Annotated in this window: 21 protein-coding genes; 2 read left to right on the plus strand and 19 right to left on the minus strand. The window is 47.5% G+C overall.

Going from position 1 to position 18,952, the window contains the following annotated elements; all coding sequences use genetic code 11:
• Positions 1–37 precede the first annotated feature (37 nt).
• On the minus strand, positions 38–916 hold the full coding sequence (locus tag MHB43_RS27380; protein WP_036607052.1) for a nucleotidyltransferase-like protein: 879 nt from the start codon (positions 914–916) through the stop codon (positions 38–40).
• Positions 917–1,038: 122 nt separating this feature from the next.
• On the opposite strand from MHB43_RS27380, the gene MHB43_RS27385 reads away from it, so the two are divergent.
• The gene (locus MHB43_RS27385) at positions 1,039–1,419 is read left to right on the plus strand and encodes a DUF2614 family zinc ribbon-containing protein (RefSeq protein WP_221820841.1); all 381 of its coding nucleotides are present in this window, start codon (positions 1,039–1,041) and stop codon (positions 1,417–1,419) included.
• A gap of 270 nt (positions 1,420–1,689) precedes the next feature.
• Here the strand turns inward: MHB43_RS27385 and MHB43_RS27390 are convergent, their stop codons facing one another.
• The 17 genes from MHB43_RS27390 to MHB43_RS27470 all read right to left on the minus strand — a co-directional run bounded on the left by MHB43_RS27390 (position 1,690) and on the right by MHB43_RS27470 (position 15,186).
• A complete protein-coding gene (locus MHB43_RS27390; RefSeq protein WP_405130830.1) occupies positions 1,690–3,420 on the minus strand; it encodes a glycosyl hydrolase family 18 protein in 1,731 nt (576 codons plus the stop codon).
• Between the two features lie 140 nt (positions 3,421–3,560).
• Complete coding sequence (gene perR, locus MHB43_RS27395; RefSeq protein WP_026081471.1) at positions 3,561–3,983, minus strand: peroxide-responsive transcriptional repressor PerR; 423 nt, start codon at positions 3,981–3,983, stop codon at positions 3,561–3,563.
• Between the two features lie 167 nt (positions 3,984–4,150).
• Positions 4,151–5,560 (minus strand): DUF4097 family beta strand repeat-containing protein, encoded by a 1,410-nt coding sequence (locus tag MHB43_RS27400; RefSeq protein WP_405130831.1) that lies wholly within the window; start codon positions 5,558–5,560, stop codon positions 4,151–4,153.
• A gap of 26 nt (positions 5,561–5,586) precedes the next feature.
• A complete protein-coding gene (locus MHB43_RS27405) occupies positions 5,587–6,180 on the minus strand; it encodes a hypothetical protein (RefSeq protein ID WP_405130832.1) in 594 nt (197 codons plus the stop codon).
• A gap of 147 nt (positions 6,181–6,327) precedes the next feature.
• Positions 6,328–7,038 carry an MgtC/SapB family protein gene (locus MHB43_RS27410; protein WP_211084372.1) on the minus strand — a complete coding sequence of 237 codons (711 nt, stop codon included), beginning with the start codon at positions 7,036–7,038 and terminating at the stop codon, positions 6,328–6,330.
• A 32-nt stretch (positions 7,039–7,070) separates the two neighbouring features.
• Positions 7,071–7,535 carry a GNAT family N-acetyltransferase gene (locus MHB43_RS27415; RefSeq protein ID WP_221820834.1) on the minus strand — a complete coding sequence of 155 codons (465 nt, stop codon included), beginning with the start codon at positions 7,533–7,535 and terminating at the stop codon, positions 7,071–7,073.
• 96 nt (positions 7,536–7,631) lie between these two features.
• The gene (gatB, locus tag MHB43_RS27420) at positions 7,632–9,071 is read right to left on the minus strand and encodes an Asp-tRNA(Asn)/Glu-tRNA(Gln) amidotransferase subunit GatB (RefSeq protein WP_237178260.1); all 1,440 of its coding nucleotides are present in this window, start codon (positions 9,069–9,071) and stop codon (positions 7,632–7,634) included.
• Between the two features lie 26 nt (positions 9,072–9,097).
• Positions 9,098–10,555: an Asp-tRNA(Asn)/Glu-tRNA(Gln) amidotransferase subunit GatA gene (gene gatA / locus MHB43_RS27425; protein WP_036667997.1), complete on the minus strand. Its 1,458-nt coding sequence runs from the start codon at positions 10,553–10,555 to the stop codon at positions 9,098–9,100.
• A 27-nt stretch (positions 10,556–10,582) separates the two neighbouring features.
• On the minus strand, positions 10,583–10,870 hold the full coding sequence (gene gatC / locus MHB43_RS27430) for an Asp-tRNA(Asn)/Glu-tRNA(Gln) amidotransferase subunit GatC (protein WP_036607033.1): 288 nt from the start codon (positions 10,868–10,870) through the stop codon (positions 10,583–10,585).
• A gap of 205 nt (positions 10,871–11,075) precedes the next feature.
• Complete coding sequence (locus MHB43_RS27435) at positions 11,076–11,459, minus strand: hypothetical protein (protein WP_024631336.1); 384 nt, start codon at positions 11,457–11,459, stop codon at positions 11,076–11,078.
• A 132-nt stretch (positions 11,460–11,591) separates the two neighbouring features.
• Positions 11,592–11,822, minus strand: coding sequence for a sigmaY antisigma factor component (locus MHB43_RS27440; protein WP_339179380.1), 231 nt, complete (start codon positions 11,820–11,822; stop codon positions 11,592–11,594).
• Positions 11,815–12,150: a YxlC family protein gene (locus tag MHB43_RS27445; protein WP_237178258.1), complete on the minus strand. Its 336-nt coding sequence runs from the start codon at positions 12,148–12,150 to the stop codon at positions 11,815–11,817. Before MHB43_RS27445 ends, MHB43_RS27440 begins: the two co-directional genes overlap by 8 nt.
• Positions 12,151–12,152: 2 nt before the next feature.
• Positions 12,153–12,683, minus strand: coding sequence for an RNA polymerase sigma factor SigY (gene sigY / locus MHB43_RS27450; protein ID WP_076212623.1), 531 nt, complete (start codon positions 12,681–12,683; stop codon positions 12,153–12,155).
• A 102-nt stretch (positions 12,684–12,785) separates the two neighbouring features.
• Positions 12,786–13,031, minus strand: a complete 246-nt coding sequence (locus MHB43_RS27455) for a hypothetical protein (protein ID WP_405130834.1) — start codon at positions 13,029–13,031, stop codon at positions 12,786–12,788.
• A 329-nt stretch (positions 13,032–13,360) separates the two neighbouring features.
• Positions 13,361–13,993, minus strand: coding sequence for an MBL fold metallo-hydrolase (locus tag MHB43_RS27460; protein ID WP_036607016.1), 633 nt, complete (start codon positions 13,991–13,993; stop codon positions 13,361–13,363).
• A gap of 6 nt (positions 13,994–13,999) precedes the next feature.
• A complete protein-coding gene (locus tag MHB43_RS27465; protein WP_017692292.1) occupies positions 14,000–14,569 on the minus strand; it encodes a thioredoxin family protein in 570 nt (189 codons plus the stop codon).
• A gap of 2 nt (positions 14,570–14,571) precedes the next feature.
• Positions 14,572–15,186 carry a DedA family protein gene (locus MHB43_RS27470; protein ID WP_036607012.1) on the minus strand — a complete coding sequence of 205 codons (615 nt, stop codon included), beginning with the start codon at positions 15,184–15,186 and terminating at the stop codon, positions 14,572–14,574.
• A gap of 160 nt (positions 15,187–15,346) precedes the next feature.
• Between MHB43_RS27470 and MHB43_RS27475 the strand changes: the two genes are divergently transcribed.
• Positions 15,347–15,694 (plus strand): dehydrogenase, encoded by a 348-nt coding sequence (locus MHB43_RS27475; RefSeq protein ID WP_074096436.1) that lies wholly within the window; start codon positions 15,347–15,349, stop codon positions 15,692–15,694.
• Positions 15,695–16,326: 632 nt separating this feature from the next.
• Here the strand turns inward: MHB43_RS27475 and MHB43_RS27480 are convergent.
• Positions 16,327–18,939 carry an O-antigen ligase family protein gene (locus MHB43_RS27480; RefSeq protein WP_405130835.1) on the minus strand — a complete coding sequence of 871 codons (2,613 nt, stop codon included), beginning with the start codon at positions 18,937–18,939 and terminating at the stop codon, positions 16,327–16,329.
• Positions 18,940–18,952 lie beyond the last annotated feature (13 nt).

Raw genomic sequence — 18,952 nt, forward strand, 5'->3', positions numbered from 1 at the left:
TTATGTGATCAATATAATGTCAGGCTTCTGGAGAAGGTTATGCCTCAATCCAATACCGAATCTCCCGGCCCTCTCCTCCGATCGATGGCCATCCTGCCGATTCTTTTACAATAGAACGAAAGACCAGCTTACGTATCACCAAAGGCAGATCTTCTCGAACAAATCTTAACTGTGGATGATGAACAAGCTCATTCATGCTCCACGGCTCCTTGCGACTTCTTAACACACGCAGCAGCAGTTCTGAGCATTCACTCATTTTGGACATTACGGAAAACTCACAGGCAAGCAGGACAAGCTCTACTCGCTGCTCCAGCGTCTCCGAGCTTACGGTAAGCTCTTGATATAGTTTCCATAAAGCGCGATCCAGATTCTGCACATGTGTCCAGACGGCATGATCCGGGTATATCCCCTGTTCAATCAATACAATTCTTGCCCAGTTTCCCAGAGCCTCTAATACATTGTAATAGGCGTCTACAACATGACCTTCCTGAATATGACGTTTGGCCTCCACGTACATTCTCAAGAAACTGGTGAATTCATGAAGCAACTTCTGCTCACGCAATTCTGCCCCAAAGGTAGACAGTTCTTCTCGCAAATCACTTAAGGCGCTGTCCGCTTCCCAGATAATCTCACCTTCAATCAGACACTGGGTGAGATTATTATGATTCCCGGTAACTACACTACTCTTTAATTCATGACGGCTCGCATAGATCATCTGATAACGAAGATCACCATATCTGTAATGTCCCACTGCCGACTTCAATTGATCATCATTATGAACAACAAGTACTAATAATTCGAAATCTTGAATTAGGGAGCCGTGGAATCGCTCTCCCGGGTGGGAATAAGCGATAGCCCCAACTGCCCCTGTCTCTTCCGACTGTTCGGACAAAAAAGCAAGGTTCTTTAATTCCACGATTCCCTCCATACATTTCATGGCAGATAAGCGCCAAGTCAGTTATAATGTAATTCTACATCCAGACTGAAGTTTCCTTCTTTTCCAGGTCCGATACTACTCATACGATAGGAGCATTTTTCATGATTTTTAAATCAGCAAAAATTAATGCTTTTCGCACTTGGGGATTACTACTGACCATGCTAGGTATGGGCCTAATGATACTGGGAACAGCCGGGATTGTTTTCTGGGGACATGCAGGCAAAGTTTTCGCAGCTGTAGGGCTCGTCATCGGACTGATTGCCATGATGGCCAGTCTAGCCATTTATTTCTGGGCGGGTATGCTCTCCACCAGTGCAGTACAAGTCGACTGTCCGGAATGCGGGAAGTTAACCAAAATGCTTGGCAAAACAGATCGTTGTATGTTCTGTCATACCATCCTCACCCTGGACCCTAATAAAGCCAATATGACCAGTCAACAACTGAAAGCGCCTTCTACACAAGTTCCCCCCACCGATGGTTAGCATGAAATGATCTCCAACCGCTAAATTTCTTTTCCCCTTAATTCCATTGAAGAACAAAAAAAGGCCCGGTATGTTTACCGGACCTTTTTGGACTTGGCTTGTAAGTAAGCCTTGTTGCTGTTATCAATGCTAAGATATGAAGTTAAGTTATAATTTCTTTGGCTAATAAAATGATAGATTACATGTAAGATGGTTTCAAACGGGAGCAACTTCTGCCTTTTGCAAAGCAAAACAAGAGAAGAAATCCGTCGAACACGGAGCATGAGTAAATTATTTCTGGTAACCGGCCTGCTTCAATACCTCCCATGCAGAGGCATTAGCAAAACTCCGATTCCACGCAGCTACCCCGCCCAGCTTCAACGAAGCAATCAAATTCACCCGCGCCTGAAGGGATACGGCGTCTTCGATCCATATTTTCTTGGTAGCTCCGTCTTCCTTATATTCCACATAGTTCTGTCCACTTGCCTGATCCAGTTCAGGTTTGAGTTTCTTCTCTTGGATCAGCTCCACAATGGCATTCATGCCCACCGCTTTGGAAGACACTTTAACCTCACCCTGATCATTCGTCTCTTCCGTCCATATCCGGGTATAGAGTGGAACCGCCATGATTAACTTGTTAGAAGGGACTTCATCCTCCTCAAGTATGCGTCTCATGGAAGCCTCGGTCCAAGGCAGAGACGCTACCGAACCTGCCTTGGGACTGGCCGCCCAATGTTCATCATAAGCCATCACAATAACATAGTCTGCAAAAGAACCTAATGCACGGCGATCCAGAAAAGCGGACCACATCTCACTATTTGATTTTGGTGTTACATCGATCGATAACATCAATCCATGTATACGTGCCATCGCCTTGATCTCGCGCACAAATTGCGTAATGTTCGGCCCGTCATCGGTATACACGTTCTCAAAGTCGATGTTGATACCATCCAGTTGATACATCTGTGCATACTCCAACATCTGCTCAATAATATGAGTGCGTGTCTCGTAAGAAGCTACAGCTTCTTTTGTAACGTCCGGATCAAAGCTGTTATCCATGAGTCCCCATACTTCCATACCCGAACGGTGAGCCCAGTTCACATAAGCTTGGTTTCCCTTGCTTTTCACAGTGCCCTGTCCATCCGTAATATGAAACCATGTGGGGCTGACCACATTCACACCTGGCATTTTACCGATAGAGCCCACATCAGGCTGACGATTGTACACGGCTTCCCAAACCAGATTTACCGGTTTATTCTGCCACTTCTTCTCTGCTGCAGTCAGCGTATACTTGGGCAAGTCCACCTTCTTTTTCTCGGTGAGGACAATATAATCATTATCTACATATCCGGCATATCCATTATCGAGTTGAACAAAACTCTGTTTATCACCCGTCTGCCATACACGTACCCTTGCATCCTTTTCCATATCGGCAATGATTGGTGAGGATTCTCCCCCACGTTTATATAACGGCACAGTCTTGTCCGCTTTGGATGATAACGTATCAATCTCTGCATACTGTATCATGTCCCCTCCACGCATCAGCAGCACAGCACCTGTTACTGGATCTTCCTGTACGGTTATGCCATATACTTCTTTCAAAGGTTTGAGCGGAATATAGGCTTCTCCGTCCTTAACCTCAGGCTTAACTGTCATGGGATAATCTTTGTGATTAAGTTCTGCTTGTGTGCTTCCATCTTTCATATGAAGGACTCGCTGAGGAGAGGCAATAATGATATCTCCCGATTCTGATTCATAACGTATGCCTGCATCAATTGCTTCTTGCAGCACATCTACAGGCAACTTGAGTTGATCTCCTGTACCCAGAGCGTCTCCATCCATCAGTTGCCCATCTACAAAAATAGGCTGGCTTCTTCCTACCCAGTCGGGGTCTTCATGGGTCTGGTTCAACCATACATTTGTTATAAGCCAGTAAGCCCCCCCGGCGATCAGACAAGCCCCGAGAAAACCGGGCCAAAATGAACGTCGCTTCTGACGTGTATATCTGCTTTTTCTACCCAAACGTCTACCTCCGTTAATTATGCTGATCATAAGGATGTGCGCATAAGTTGTTATAAAGATGAGCATTTTGCATAAATGCTAAAAAAAAACGTGAAGAATCCATACTGAATTCTGCACGTTAATATTGTAATTCAACTCTCTTAATCCCTGCAACTTTTGCAAACGCCATATACTTCCAATCGGTGACCGTGTACTTCGAATCCTGTACTAGACTCCGCCTGAAGCTCTACACTTTTGAGTGAAGGATAGCTGAAGTCTTCAATCTTGCCGCATTGATCACAGATAACATGATAATGATCCGTCACATTGGCATCGAAGCGACTTGAATTATCTCCGTATGTCAATTCCCGGACCATGCCAGCTTCCAGAAACATCTTCAAATTATTATATACCGTTGCCACGCTCATACTGGGAAATTGGGGTTCAAGGGCTCGGTAAATTTCATCGGCTGTCGGATGCCCCATGGATTCCATCAGATAGTTCAATATGGCATGACGCTGGGGTGTAATACGGACACCGGTCGTTTTCAGATGCTCCAACGCATGTTGGACACGTGTTGCCATAAAACCCACCGCCTTACCTTTCATTCTCTGGTGAAGAGTAAGATACTGTCTCCTCGCTCAGAGTTGATTCCCGGCCATTAAGAACGACAATCCATCTTTCATGCCGTGTAATCTTGCCAGTGTACATTTATTGTACGGCGATTACAAGTTTATTGTCAACGCGGCAGTCAAGGAACGTCCGTAGAATCCTCCTGGGAATTTGCTCCGTCTTCGGTTGTCTGTTCCAGATTCTCAGCTTCATCTTCAGACTCCGGTGTAACTGTTTCAGGCGTAGATACAGCCGGGTTGCTCTGAATGGTGAGATCACTGTTGCCTTCAATTTTCACCCTGTACTCGCCCTCACCGAGCTGGCCTTCTATGGTTTTATTCTGTACTTTGAAGGGCAGATCCGTACTTAGATCTCCATAACTGCTGGAACCCGCAAGACTGTAGTCTCCACGATCAGGAAGTAATACGTTAATGGCTCCCACAGCACTGTACACATCCCAGTCTCCTCCGACTTTGGTAGATACGATGTTAATACTGCCATTAAGCGATTGGGCTTTGATTCCCAGATTGGCTCCATCCAGCGTAATATTGCCGTTGCGTGTCTCTGCGGTGAATTCACCAACGGAGTCCGCAATACTGATACTTCCCACTTGTGTAGCAAGATCTACATCGCCGGAAATACCGCGAGCCTTCATGTCTCCACGGTTACTGTCCAGATCAACATTACCAATGGCGTTGGCTACAATGACATCCCCGTTCAACGTTTTCCCTGAGATATCTCCAACAGCATTGGTAATCCGGATACGTCCGTTACCCGTTTCGGCCAATATGGTACTAATGGCTTCCGGACGGTTTAATAATATGGCTCCATTGGAAGTTCGAATATCCAGATTAAAACGGCGATCATCCGGGATCGTAATGGTAAGATTCATCCGTGGCTGCGTTTTTTCATTGTCTCCATACGTCTTGCCTGTAGCTTTGATATAAATTACTTTTGTACCATCGGCCTCTACAAAAGAGGCTGCTGCAACGGCCTTTGCCTGTACTTCCGTCGTCTGATCTACCCAGATCACCGTTCGCACTTCAATCTCATCCGTATCTCCGCGTTGTACCGAGATATCTCCGTTGACACCTTCGACCACAAGATCCGACGTATCCATGCGCACAGGTACACGAATCGTGCCCTTATCCTCCATATATCCTGCCGCTTGACTGTAGTCCATGGATGCCGCTCCGAGATTTAGACTCACTCTATTCCATAAGTGCATGTAGTGATCCTGCTCGGTGACGATAAATACGGAAGCTGCCAAAATCAGTGAGGTTAGAATGCCTTTGGCATCGGGTCTGAAACGTACTTTGATTTGCTCATCAGGATTGCTCGGGTTATCCGATTGCACCTTGTTTCTTCTGCGTGTCCACAGGAACAGCGCAATATATTCAACACCTAAAACAACGAGCAAAAATGGCCACCAGTCCACCATCTCATATACATAGTCAGTTCCCCACCGTTTATCCAAAATCAACAGCACACCGACCGCTATGATTAAGGCGGCAGCCGTATAGCGGCCAACCCGGACTTTACGGTTCATCACGTTCCCTCCTCGTATCATTTCCACTACATTTTTTTCTTGTTCAACATCACCCAGAACTCACGACCAAACAGAAGCAAACCGCCTACGATCATGAGAACCGCAAATGAATATCCACCGTACATGGCGAGAATCTCTTGAAACCAACGTGGTTTGCGGAAAAACAGCACCATCAAAGACCCTCCCACAATCAGAAGTAATCCAAACGATATGCCTCTCTCCCAGACCATCATTGCATCTCTTGTAGAACGTTCATTGGTTATCGGCTTGTCCGAAGTTGCCTGGGTCACTGCTCTACGTCTGCGCATCATGACCCAATCTGCAGATTGCAACACATCATATACATTGTAAAAGTAAATAACCGGGATACACAAAGCCAGCAAGATGAGCAATGGCACATTGATCTGTATTCCAATGGATGAGAAGTACAACACTGCTGACAGATCAAGCAAAACAAGCAGCATAAAGGTCAAACCCCTCATGTACAATCTCAGATAAATATGACCCAGCCCAGGGATAATGGCACTCAGTAATCCCGCAATAAACTTGTGAGCCCGATTTCTCACCGGTTTGGTCTTAACTGCACGGGTCTTTTTGTTCAATTGACGTCTCCGTTTCATAACATACTCCTCTCTTCTGATCTGACCTTCCGCTCTTCATGCATTTGGTTAGATAGTACCCTAAAGAGCAAGGAGAGTAACTGGAAGAAATATGGATATGACCAAAAACCCTCCGGCACTACTGGCCTGTGGAGGGTTGTAATTCATTTATTCGATCGACACCTTGGTAACGTGTTCCCATTGTCTTAACTTGGATACCAAGCCTACCGTTTGGAAATCATGCGGTACCTGGACATGTAATACAATCTCAATTTTACGTTCAACCGACACCATCTCTGCATAAGCCAGGTCTTGTTCATTCACAGTAATTTTACGGATCTTGATCTTCTCCTGCTCCATACATGAAGACAGTTGTTCCAGAAAACCGGGTTCTGACAACGTATGAAGTGTAACGACATGCATCTTGTTCCCTCGTAAATACCTCAGCTCCAGTTTGTTAAATACCCAGAGATTAAGCAATACCAGGACAGTGGATACGATCGATGCAAAAAAGAATCCCGCACCTGCTGCGAGCCCAATGGCTGCAACAACCCAGATTGAAGCAGCCGTAGTCAGTCCGGTAATGGATTTTCCCGTAAAGAGAATTGTCCCTGCTCCCAGGAATCCGACACCAGTAATTACAGCAGTAGCCAGACGCGCTGGATCGATCCTTACATTTAATTCATTAGCAAAATCTTTAAAGCCATAAACAGACAACATCATAATCAGTGCAGAGCCAAGACATACCAGGATATGGGTACGCAAACCGGCAGCATGATTGGACCGTTCCCGCTCCAGGCCTACGAGCCCTCCAAGCAGCATAGCCAGCAATAATCGTAATAAAATGTGCCACTCATCAATGAACCAGGGATCGCCCAAAGTCGGTATTCCTCCTCAAGTTGTTAATATTATTAAAGTTTATTCTTGTGAAAAGTCGTTAATTCCACTCCAGGTGCAATCTGTGTGACCTCCACGGGATTAAAACCAAATTTGGTATACAGATTCACTGCGGGTTGATTCAACGTTCCTGTGGAGACGATATAACGCGGAAGATCCGCATGCTGTTCCAACACATACGTCATCAAAGATGCCGCAATTCCCTTGCGAAAGTGATCCGGGTGCACCATCATTCGTGTAATGGTCAATGTATTCTCCTCTTCCTCTGCTACAGCGACAGCCCCGATAAGCTCTCCGTCATCATGGATACAACCATAAAAACGCTCTCCACAATCCCGAAGTGTCTCCATCGTATCCATCAAAGGAGGAATCTCCTGAAATCCGATGATTTCAGCTTCCAATCGATAAGCTACATGTTGTAGTCTCCATAACTGTCCCAACGTCTCCAGATCACGCAGTGACAATGGTTGAATGTTCATATCCGTTCCCCCGTCCGAAATGCATTTGTATCTATCAATACCAAAAAGAGGCTGTCACAGGGACGAGCCTCTTTCTGTCCGGCCTCACCGGAAGGATTAGCGGTTCAGTACATCTGCAAGCAGTTGGTTGGCGAGGGCGGGATTCGCCTTGCCTTTACTTTCTTTCATAACCTGACCAACAAGGAAGCCAATGGCTTTTTGTTTACCAGCTTTATAGTCTTCAACGGATTGTGGGTTATTCGCTACAACCTGCTCAACGATGGCAAGAATGGCACCTTCATCACTAATCTGCACAAGACCCTTCTCTTCAACGATCTGCTGTGGAAGCTTACCGCTCTCCAGCATTTCCTTGAATACCGTTTTGGCGATTTTGCTGTTAATGGTGCCCTTCTCCAGCAGTCCGATCATCTCACCCAAACCTTGACCTGTCAGTGGGACCTGAGTCACCTCAAGATTGCTCGTATTCAGGTAACCCAGCAAATCGCCCATGATCCAGTTGGATACGGATTTGGCATCCTGAGTGAATTTCAAGCTATCTTCGAAAAGATCAGCTATAGCCTTGGATGAAGTAATAACCTCTGCATCATAACTAGGTAATCCGTAATCAGCCGTGTAACGAGCTTTACGCTCGTCTGGGAGCTCAGGTATGGTAGCCTTGATGCGCTCTTTCCAGGCTGTATCAATATGCAGCTTCACGAGATCCGGGTCCGGGAAATAACGGTAGTCATGCGCCTGTTCCTTACCACGCATCGACAGTGTTTTTCCTTGAGCTTCGTCCCAACGACGTGTCTCTTGAACCACTTCACCGCCATCATCCAGAATTTCAGCTTGGCGATATTGTTCATATTCGAGACCACGTTGAACACCACGGAAGGAGTTCATGTTTTTCAGTTCGGCTCTTGTTCCCAGCTTCTCCTGTCCATGTGGACGCAAACTGATGTTGGCGTCACAACGCAGTGAACCTTCTTCCATCTTCACGTCCGATACATCACAGTACTGCATGATGGCACGCAATTTTTCAAGATACGCACGAGCTTCTTCCGGAGAAGAAATCTCAGGTTCGGATACAATCTCCACCAGTGGAGTACCCACACGGTTGAAGTCCACCAAAGACGCGTATCCGCCATCGATATGTGTAAGCTTCCCTGCATCTTCTTCCAAGTGAAGACGTGTGATGCCAATTCGTTTTGTTTCACCATTCACTTCGATATCAATCCAACCATTCTCACCGATTGGTTGATCAAATTGCGAGATCTGATAAGCTTTTGGTGAATCGGGATAAAAGTAGTTTTTACGGTCAAACTTGCTGACATCAGCAATCGTACAATTCAGGGCCATCGCTGCCTTCATGGCGTAGTCTACCGCCTGACGATTCAGTACAGGCAGTACGCCCGGATGTCCGAGACAGACCGGGCAGGTATGCGTGTTCGGCGGAGCTCCAAAAGCTGTGGAGCAGCCGCAGAAAATTTTGGAGTTGGTATGCAACTCCACGTGGACTTCAAGTCCAACGACCGTTTCATATTTAGATGCGGACATTTCTATATTCCTCCGTTCCGGGCAGTCTACAGCTGCGGACGCTGCTTGTGGAATTCTGTATTTTGTTCAAACGCATGCGCTACACGCAATACGGTTGTTTCATCAAAGGCTTTACCGATAATCTGCAGGCCAACAGGCAATCCATCCGAGAATCCACATGGAATGCTAACGGCAGGTACACCAGCCAAGTTGACTGGAATCGTCAAAATATCGTTCAGATACATCGTAAGTGGATCATCCACCTGTGAACCCAGTTTGAACGCCGTAGTTGGCGCAGTTGGTCCGATAATCACATCATATTTGGCAAATACATTGTCGAAATCCTGTTTGATCAATGTACGTACCTTCTGTGCTTTCAGATAATAGGCATCATAGTAACCCGAGCTGAGAGCATACGTTCCGAGCATGATACGTCGTTTCACTTCCGGACCAAAGCCTTGACTGCGGGACTGATGATACAGATCCAGCAAGTTATCCGGATTGTCAGCACGTACGCCATAACGCACGCCATCAAATCGTGCCAAGTTGGAAGAAGCCTCTGAAGATGCCAGCAGGTAATACGTAGCCACCGCATATTCGGTATGCGGAAGGGATACTTCTTCCCATGTTGCCCCGAGCCCTTCAAGAACTTTCAATGCAGACAAAACTGTCTCTTTCACTTGTGGATCTACGCCTTCACCGATGTATTCTTTCGGAACGGCAATGCGAAGCCCTTTAACATCACCTGTCAGTCCACTCAAATAATCCGGGATCTCTACTTTTGCAGATGTCGAATCTTTGGCGTCATAACCAGCAATGGCCTGCAATACATAAGCAGAATCTTCAACATTTTTCGTCAAAGGACCAATCTGATCCAGGGATGATGCAAATGCAACCAATCCAAAGCGGGAAACAAGTCCGTACGTTGGCTTCAATCCAACAACACCGCAATACGAAGCAGGCTGTCTGATGGAGCCACCTGTATCTGATCCAAGCGTGAAGTACGCTTCTCCCGCAGCCACAGCTGCTGCTGAACCACCGCTGGAACCTCCTGGAACACGATCCAGTGCCCATGGATTACGTACAGGGGAGAAACTTGAATTCTCATTGGAGCCGCCCATGGCGAATTCGTCCATGTTAAGTTTACCAATAGTTACGGTGTCCGCAGCTTTCAATTTCTCGACAACTGTCGCGTCATACACCGGGTCGAAATTACGAAGGAATTGGCTACCACACGTCGTGCGCAGTCCGTTCGTAACGATGTTATCCTTAATACCTACAGGCAGACCAAAAAGCAAACCTTTCTCCTCGCCGCTAACCAGACGGTCGTCCAGTTGACGTGCACGAGCGCGTGCTTGTTCTTCATCCAGAGCCAAATATGCCTTAACTTTATCATCATGCGCGCCAATGTTCTGATACGCCTGATCCACCAGATCGCTGACCGACAGTTCTTTGGCATGCAGCTTGTTATGTAACTCAGGCAACGATTGTTCAAATAAACTCACAGTTTTTGTCCTCCTTCCGGTTATCCGTTATTCCATTACAGCAGGCACTTTAAACTGCCCGTCTTCTTCTTCCGGTGCATTGCGCATCACCTGTTCAATCGACAGGCTTTCTTTGGTCTCATCTTCACGCATAACATTGCTTACGTGCAGAACGTGAGTGGTGGGTTCAATGTCTTCCGTATCCAGCTCATTCAGCTTTTCTGCATATTTTAAAATCGCGTTCAGCTGACCTGTCAGGGTCTGTTCTTCTTCAGCAGTCAAGTTGAGCCGGGCCAGCTTGGCCACATGCTGAACGTCATTATTCGAAATACTCATTAGCGGATGCCTCCTTCATTCGTTCTGATTCCCGAAACGACCTGAAACGAATCGCTCGTTTAACGGGCTAAAGTCTCAAGATAACTTTTTTCATTATAGGTGAGATAGTTCGACAATTCAATGCAAATGACCTGACGGGCTTCCGGGATCCTAAAATCAAACTTATAAAATAAAAAAGAGCCGGCATCAGCCGACTCTTAAAATTCTAGATCCATGCACGCAGATTAACCTGCTTTATAAAATCCGCCTGTGACATAACATCGTTCGCGGTTTCCTCTTCCTCTTCCACAGCTTGAAAATCTCCGTTCATCAGATGATGAAACAGCTTCTCATTGTGTGTCGCAAGGGCGTAATCTATCAACGCTTCTCGCTCGACCCGCTCAGCTTCCTGCTTCAGCAGAACCTCTTCCAGATCGACGTCGCCGGATGGAACAAAAAAGTTCCGGTTTACCTGCGGCACTCGAAGCACGTAATCGAACGCATTGTCCGGATTCCGGTCATAAGCGATGATGAAACCATATTCCCCCACAGGAAGATTCTGCTCAAACGCATCCGCGACGATGACAACCTTCTCTCCTAATCGCAGCATCGTCTAACCTCCTGGTAGTCTATCATTAATATTTATTTGTATAGTCTACTAGAAAAGAATAACGATGTCTAGGAATACTAGAATTAAACAACATATTTGTGCAAAATCTTTTTTTCCATTTTTAAAATGATGTTATTTCAGATTTCGTGCACCTGGCTTGCGCTGTGATCGAATTACGACAAACCAGTATATAATGAGCGGCGTGGGAAATCCGGTGATTCCCCATAATCCCCATAACCAAGGGAAACGTCCACGTCTGCGTGCGTCCTGAAAAATCCATGTGCCCTGAACCAGGAGAAAAATGCCAAGCAATGTAAGCCATAGTGGAGAAATCTCATCCAATGAATAATGCATTTTATTCATGACGAACCTCCTTCCGGCGCCGTCCAGCCCAAATCACAACCAAAATCACCGCAACAGCTGTACCAAGAGCCTGGATTCCCAGGTATAGAGCTGGAGCAGATGCAAAAAATAATGCCCCGAAGGTAATGGCAAGCAATCCAACCAACCAGAAACATATCATCTCGATCCAATTGGCTCGACGTCTAATCTGTCTCCGTTCCCTGACTTGGGCTTCAAGTGCACCCAAAGAAGGAATACTTGTCGGCTCAAATGCATCATCCAGCACTTTCATGTGTTGCTGCAATCGTTCTACAACTTCTTGTTCTTGTGCATCATCTGATCTGCCCATCCTTATTCCAGCTCCTTTCTTAACTGACGGAGACCATAAGCTGTGCGTGACTTCACCGTTCCGGCAGGAATACCCAGCATTTCCCCGATCTCGTCATACCCGTATCCATAATAATGCTTCAGTAGCACTGCAACACGATGTTCGGGTGTCAGTCTTGTCATCGCATCCATGACATCTGTCCATTCTTCATTCCGAGTCTCAAGCTGCCAGCGGAATCGACGTACAGCCTGATCCCGGATGAGAGCAAGCCAGTTCTGTTCTCTCTTCTTACGTCTTGTCTTATCGATATAGATGCGGGTCGCAATGGTGATCATCCATGATGAAAAGGCAGACGTGCCGTCATATCGATGGATATTTTCCATACAACGAATCATCGTATCCTGCACCGTCTCTTCTGCGAGGTTAGCGTCCATCGTAACTTTGACAAGATACTTATACACAAACGTGTAGTGACGTTGCAACAACGCTGCAAGTGCGCTATCGTCTCCCGATACTGCTCTGCGTACCTCTTCCAGCTCAGCTGCCTTTATCATGAAATCACCTGCTTTCCGTTCAATCTGGAGTTAATACGACAGGCTCCACAAAAACGTTCAATGAAATCAAAAAAAAATTAAACCCGACAATTTCCCGGGCAATCAGACTTGATTCCGGTAATCCTGCAGCTTGTCGAACCACGGTTGGTTGCGGGCTCCGTTTCTTAAAACACGGCTTGTCCATATATTCTGCTGAGACTTCATCCCTTCATTGGTCACGCCAGGGTTATGTATTAAAGCTTGCTCAGTACCCGTTTCTCTTTTCCCACTTTCCAATATACGACGATTTTCTTCAATGATCGAATACTCGACACGCTGTCCCAACGGAATAACTCTTGGTTTCTCCACTTTGATATTCCCCACTCTCATGATCTACTATTTCTTAAATTTATTATTTCTAAATCAATCTGTACTTGCTATTGGTCTCAAACTGGCTTGTGATGAAGCGCATCTTACATCTCTATGTAGCGTAAAAAAGGCTAATTCTGCGATAAAAAGGGGCTGAAAACAAAAAAAGAACGCAAACCGGGTATAGACCACAGTCTGCGTGCTTCGCGAGGTTGGGTGTTTCTTGGTAATGCTTCAGTTAGATGATGCCTTAACGCTTGTAACAACTAATTGCTATTCTAATGAAAAAGTTGTCACTTGTCCAGACTTTCTTCACATATCATGTCGGATTATCTTGCGGACACGTAAGGATTGTTCTGTTTCTCATAACCAATGGTCGTTTTGGGACCATGACCTGGATATACTTTAACCTCATCAGCAAAGGTGTAAAGCTTGTTCTGGATTGAATCAATCAGATCCCGTTCACGCCCTCCTGTCAGGTCCGTTCTGCCCACACCCATGCGGAACAGCACATCACCCGCAAACAGGTCGTTATCACAAAGCAAACTTACACTGCCTGGGGAATGTCCAGGTGTATGGAACACTTTAAACGTATGACCAATCAGATTCAGCTTCTGCCCTTCGTCCATGGCATATTCAGCAGGATCTGTCGAAAGCGGTGGTGTCGCCTGCGGCCAATTCAAAGATCCATTTAATTTCGGGGTGGTGAGCCAGTCACTCTCCAAGTCATGAAGATAAACGGGACATCCCTTCAATTTGCGGATCTCATCTACCCCGCCCATATGATCAAAATGAGCATGAGTGAGGAGAATGGCTTCAATCTCCAAGTCTTGGATCGCCTTAAGCAGCGGCCCTGGATTCATGCCTGGATCGATAATGACGGCTTTGCCCGGATCATCTCCTTGTAGGAGATACGCATTGGTCTGAAGCGGGCCTAGTGTAAACGTACGAATGTTAAGCATATCGGCTTAGTAACCCGAAATCAGTTCACGCAGCTCACGGATAATGGCCGCATGTGACTCCGTTCCTTCCCCATAACGTTTACCAATCTCTTGACGCGCTACAGCCAAATTTTCTTGATAATCTGCTGCTTCACGATCCGGATTAAGGCGTTTGAATTCAATCATGACTTCCTGTACATGCTGCGGACGAGGTCCCCACTGACCTAACACATGACCACCTGTATCTGCAAAAATAACGACTGGCACGGAACGGCCACCCATCGTCAGGAACTCATCCATCACTTCCGGATGGTTCTCCATAATCAGAACTTCTGTTGGGATTCCTGAGATTTCAAGCGCCTGGAACACAACCGGAATATTACGGACAACATCCCCGCACCAGTCCGCAGCCAGAATTAACACACGCAGATCATCGCGATGATTCAGACTCTCAAAAAACTCACGATCCTCTTCGTTCGACCAAGTAAAGCTATCATAATTGGCCTGGAATTCACTTTGGTTCTTGGTCATACTCTCGATAAAATCTTTCGGTGGCAGACCTTTACCGAATTTGTGAGACAAGTTGGGTTTACCCATGACTAGACACTTCCTTTCTTTTTACGAACATTCATCCATTTAATAAGTACATAAACGATCATAAGGGCGAGAGCGACAAGCAAAATAGGCATAACATATGGTGCCGCTTTCTCATCAATATGCTTCCATTGATCTCCAAGAATCATCCCTAAATATATAAACAATGCAGTCCAAGGTATAACAGCGAGTGTAGTAAGCAAGATGAATTTGCCTGTGTGCATTTTCGTGATGCCAGCCGGGATGGAGATTGCATGTCTTACCACCGGAACAAAACGCGCTGTGAAAATGACACCTGTACCATACTTGCGGAACCACTCCTCGGAATGGTCGATGTGTTTTTTCTGGATGAGTATGTATTTACCGTAGCGTTCAAGTACAGGTCTGCCGCCATAACGGCCAATCCAGTAAATAAATAACTGGGCAATCACACCGCCCACCGTACCAAAAATCATAGCACCGAAGAAGTTGATATTACCTTGTGAAACGAGAAAACCTCCATACGCCAGCACAATTTCGCTTGGGATAACTTCCAACATTAATCCAAGCATGATTCCAAAGTACCCAAGACTTTGAATCCAATCGAACAATTGGCCAACAAGGTTATGAATAAAGTCCATCTCAACCCTCTTTCTCCATCCTGATTGGCGGTGCCCCTCCGCACCATGGATGTTCGTCCCTATTTTATCACAGGGCTGTGGACGTTGCTACTTCACGAGGTTGGGATAGTGTCCCGTTCGCAGCAGTGCGCATATGGTATGGGGAGAGGAGCGTGAGAAGATGTCACACAAATCAATACCCGGTTCTCCGCCGGTCAAACATACGCAATCCGGTCAAAACCTTCCTTCCGCCAGAGGAATTCGCCGGGCATGCAGCAAGGAATTGTACCGGACAGCCAAAAGGCTAAAAGTATATGTCTCTCCCGAACGGATGAAACAGGCGGAAGAATATTATTACGGTAAGGTGATCACAAATCTGCTCTGGATTGGGGAGAATCGCGACAACCGCAAGAAATTATGTGAGTGGTGGAACACGGATGTCAGTGCAGAGATCGCCGCGATGTGGGAAGTAGATGTTGAACCATTAAAAGATGCGTTTCAGCACGCATTTGGTGGGTATCGTCTGTAGGAATGCAGCAGTGAGGCAGGTAGCTGTGTCTTCAAACCTACTGAAAGACGCAGCCAAGCTGAAGCGAATCTGAACATGCTAGGAATAGCCAAGGAGGGCACTGTGTCCTTAACGTGTGATGTTAATGCCTCCTTCCCGTACGAGCAAGCGATAGAGACAACAAACATGCGAATTCCTCCCTTCCGATGTAAAGCTTCGCTCCAGGTAGGATTCGAGGGCGACCCCTTGCGGTTGGGCAGAGCATGGAGCCGACCTCCAGGTGGGCATGAATATAAGCTGGGAATATGAACATGAACACCGAGTAATTTTTCATGCTCAAGCCCACGAGTGGTAACGAATCTGAGGCGTCTTATTCAAGGATTTGAAGCATTTTAGAAATCTAAGGAATCTGAGACACGTTATCTCGGGATTTTTGGCCTTTTATCACGTTTTTGTTAGGGAGTTTCGGGAAATAACGTGTCTGATGTTCCTTACAATTTAAAAAGAGGAGCTAGAGGCCAAATAAGACGTCCTGTGTTCCTTAGAAAATCGCATACCCTCCGCAAGGAGCAGCCAGCTTGGACTTCCTGACTTTTTGGACGCTGACATCCATCATCATATAACTTGGGTAAACGTCAAGATCCAGCAGTGATTCAAGGACTCCGCTTGGTCAACTCTGGAGTAAACGGAGGAGAAGAAGCCGAAGCAAGCCTGCGCAGGTTCTCTCCATAACCTGGAGCATGTTCTTCCAGTACAAAACGACGATCATTACGAACGTCCCCTGCTCCCACTTCCTCAGCCAGCAGTTGATACCGTTCATACATCTGGACACCAGCGGCGGCAGTCTGTCGGGCTCGATCTCTATATCCTGCCTTCCATTCCCGCCGCGCTGCCTGCTCCATCCAATACAAAGCCGTGGATTGGCTAATGCCATCATACCGATTCAATGCGATCGCTTGTTCAAAATATTCTCCAGCCTGCTGTCCTTCGCCGAATTGGGCTGCCAATCGTCCAAGTTCGATGTAAATCTGAGGGTGCATCGGGAAATGGGACAGGCTGCTCAAAAGGAGTGATTCTGCTTCTCGTCCCGGGAGAGATCGTGCAAAGGATATCACGATATCCGGTCGATTCGGATTCGATTGAAAAGCAGCCATAAGATGCACCTTCTGTGCTGGAGTGCCATCCGGTTCAGACATCGCCTGACGGTACTGCACTTCTGCTACAGCGTATCGGGAGGTCAGCCAGACTGTTCCACCAATCCAGAAAAGGATGATCGTCACTGTGGATACCCTTATTAGCCGAGCAGTTACTCGCTGAAAAATATGAAAGAAGGAACGCATCGGGACAGCTGATGGGTGGGATTGGGTTGGTAAATATCGCAAGAAAAGATATCTGGATTTAGATCTCAATTTAGATCCCGATTTGGATCTGATAGGGGTGTATTTTACAGTTACGCCGGATCGTTGGACTCCCTCTGTTTCCGTCTTCAATGCAGTTGCCCAAGCACCGAGCCAGATAAAGAGCATCCAAAATAGTGTAAAGCTCCAGTCAAAGTCCATCGCCCCATGCAGGCCAAAAATAAGCACAGAAGGCATGAGCTGCGGTGCAAAATGAAAGATGCTTCGCAGGGTGAGGAGAAACCACCCTGCGACAAGCAGGATGCCGATCATGCCCGTGTCCAGGGCGAGATCGAGCAGGCCGTTGTGAACCTCGCCTCCGACATAAGGCGAGGATTGAATGGCGCGAAACATGTTGCGCCATGTATCTCCCCCGTGGCCAAGCCATGCGGCCTCGGCCCACAGCTGGAGGGCGTCCCGCCACATCTGTAGGCGGGACACCCCAGTGCCGACACCCGCCGCGAGGCGATCGGCGGTGGAGGCCACGGCCATCAGTGCTGCGGCGGCTCCCGCCAGCGCGATGGCCGTCAAAGCAGCGGCGCGCGGAGCCTTGGCGGCGCCGCTGTGCCATAGACGGCACAGCAGCAGCGTGCCGAGCAGCGCAGCTGCCCATGCCCCGGCCAGTGCCAGCAGGCCGGGCACGGGTGCAGGCGCCAGCTGGGCAGCAGCCAGCTGGCGGTACAGCCAGGCCGCGCACGCCAGTGGCGCGGCCATGGCCAGCAGCAGCGGCAGGCGGGCACCGCGCCGCTGCAAAGCAAAGGCGGCGACCGCGGCGCAGCCGGTCGCCAGCCAAGCGCCGCGCGACTCGCTCAGCAGGAGCGCGGCTTGCGCAGGCATGAGCGGCAGCACTGCCGCGATGAGTCGCCCGGCCGGCACAGGCCGGGCTATGACTCGCGCGGCGGCTGTCAGCCGCTCCAGTGCGTACATGCCAACAACGGCACCGTACGCATTCGGGTACTGCAATAATCCGCCGAGCCTTGCTCCGGCGGAGCTGATCTCGGGGTCAGCAGTCCGCATCACCCCGAAGGGCATCGGCAATATCCCGCACACGGCAAGGATACCGCTTAGCACAAGCAAGCCGCCTGCCATCTGCCAACCGCAGGCTAACCAACGCGCACCATCCGTGCGCGCAGCCAGTATTGCAGTGAGCAGAGTAAACATCGCAAGCAGGCTCCATCGCAGCATCTCATCCATGCTGCCCTGTTTACTCACCGAGCCTGCCCACGCATGTAGCCCAAAACATGTCATCATCCCCAGCGGCCACAATACCCGCCACATTCCCGGAAATCGAATCATTCGCCAAACCATTCGTTCATTGTTCCCTAGCCAATGTACCGGTGACAGAGGTACTTGTTTTCTTCCTTGCTCCTGCTCTTGCTCTTTCTCTAGACGAATACCGACAAGAAATAGCACAATCATGATCAATATGCTTCCTGCTGCGATCAAAAGGACAGGATACAGATCAGCCGAATAGTACAGTCCCCGACTCAGACATCCTGCAAGCAGCAAGACAATGGAGAGTATGCCTAACCCAACAGTCCACCCCGATCCTGAATAACGTTTACACCTCAAACTTTGAGAAAAACTCACTGACGCATCGGTCTGGATAGCTCCACTTGAATTATTTTTATCATCCTTTTTATACGTATCATCTTTTTTATACATATGATCTTTGTTGTATGTATCTTCCCTATTATATGTACTGTCTCTACTGCCCCTACTGTCCCCATTACATAAGTCCCTGTTATCTACATATTTTGTACCCTCTGCATGTCGAGAACCATCAAACGCCTGTTCCACCATGACCTCGTTCACCGCATACCCTCGTATATTCGTTACAACTCCCTTATCCATTGTCCTATTCTTCATCCTTATACACCCT

It is taken from the genome of Paenibacillus sp. FSL H8-0317 (assembly GCF_045040685.1).
Lineage (GTDB): Bacteria > Bacillota > Bacilli > Paenibacillales > Paenibacillaceae > Paenibacillus.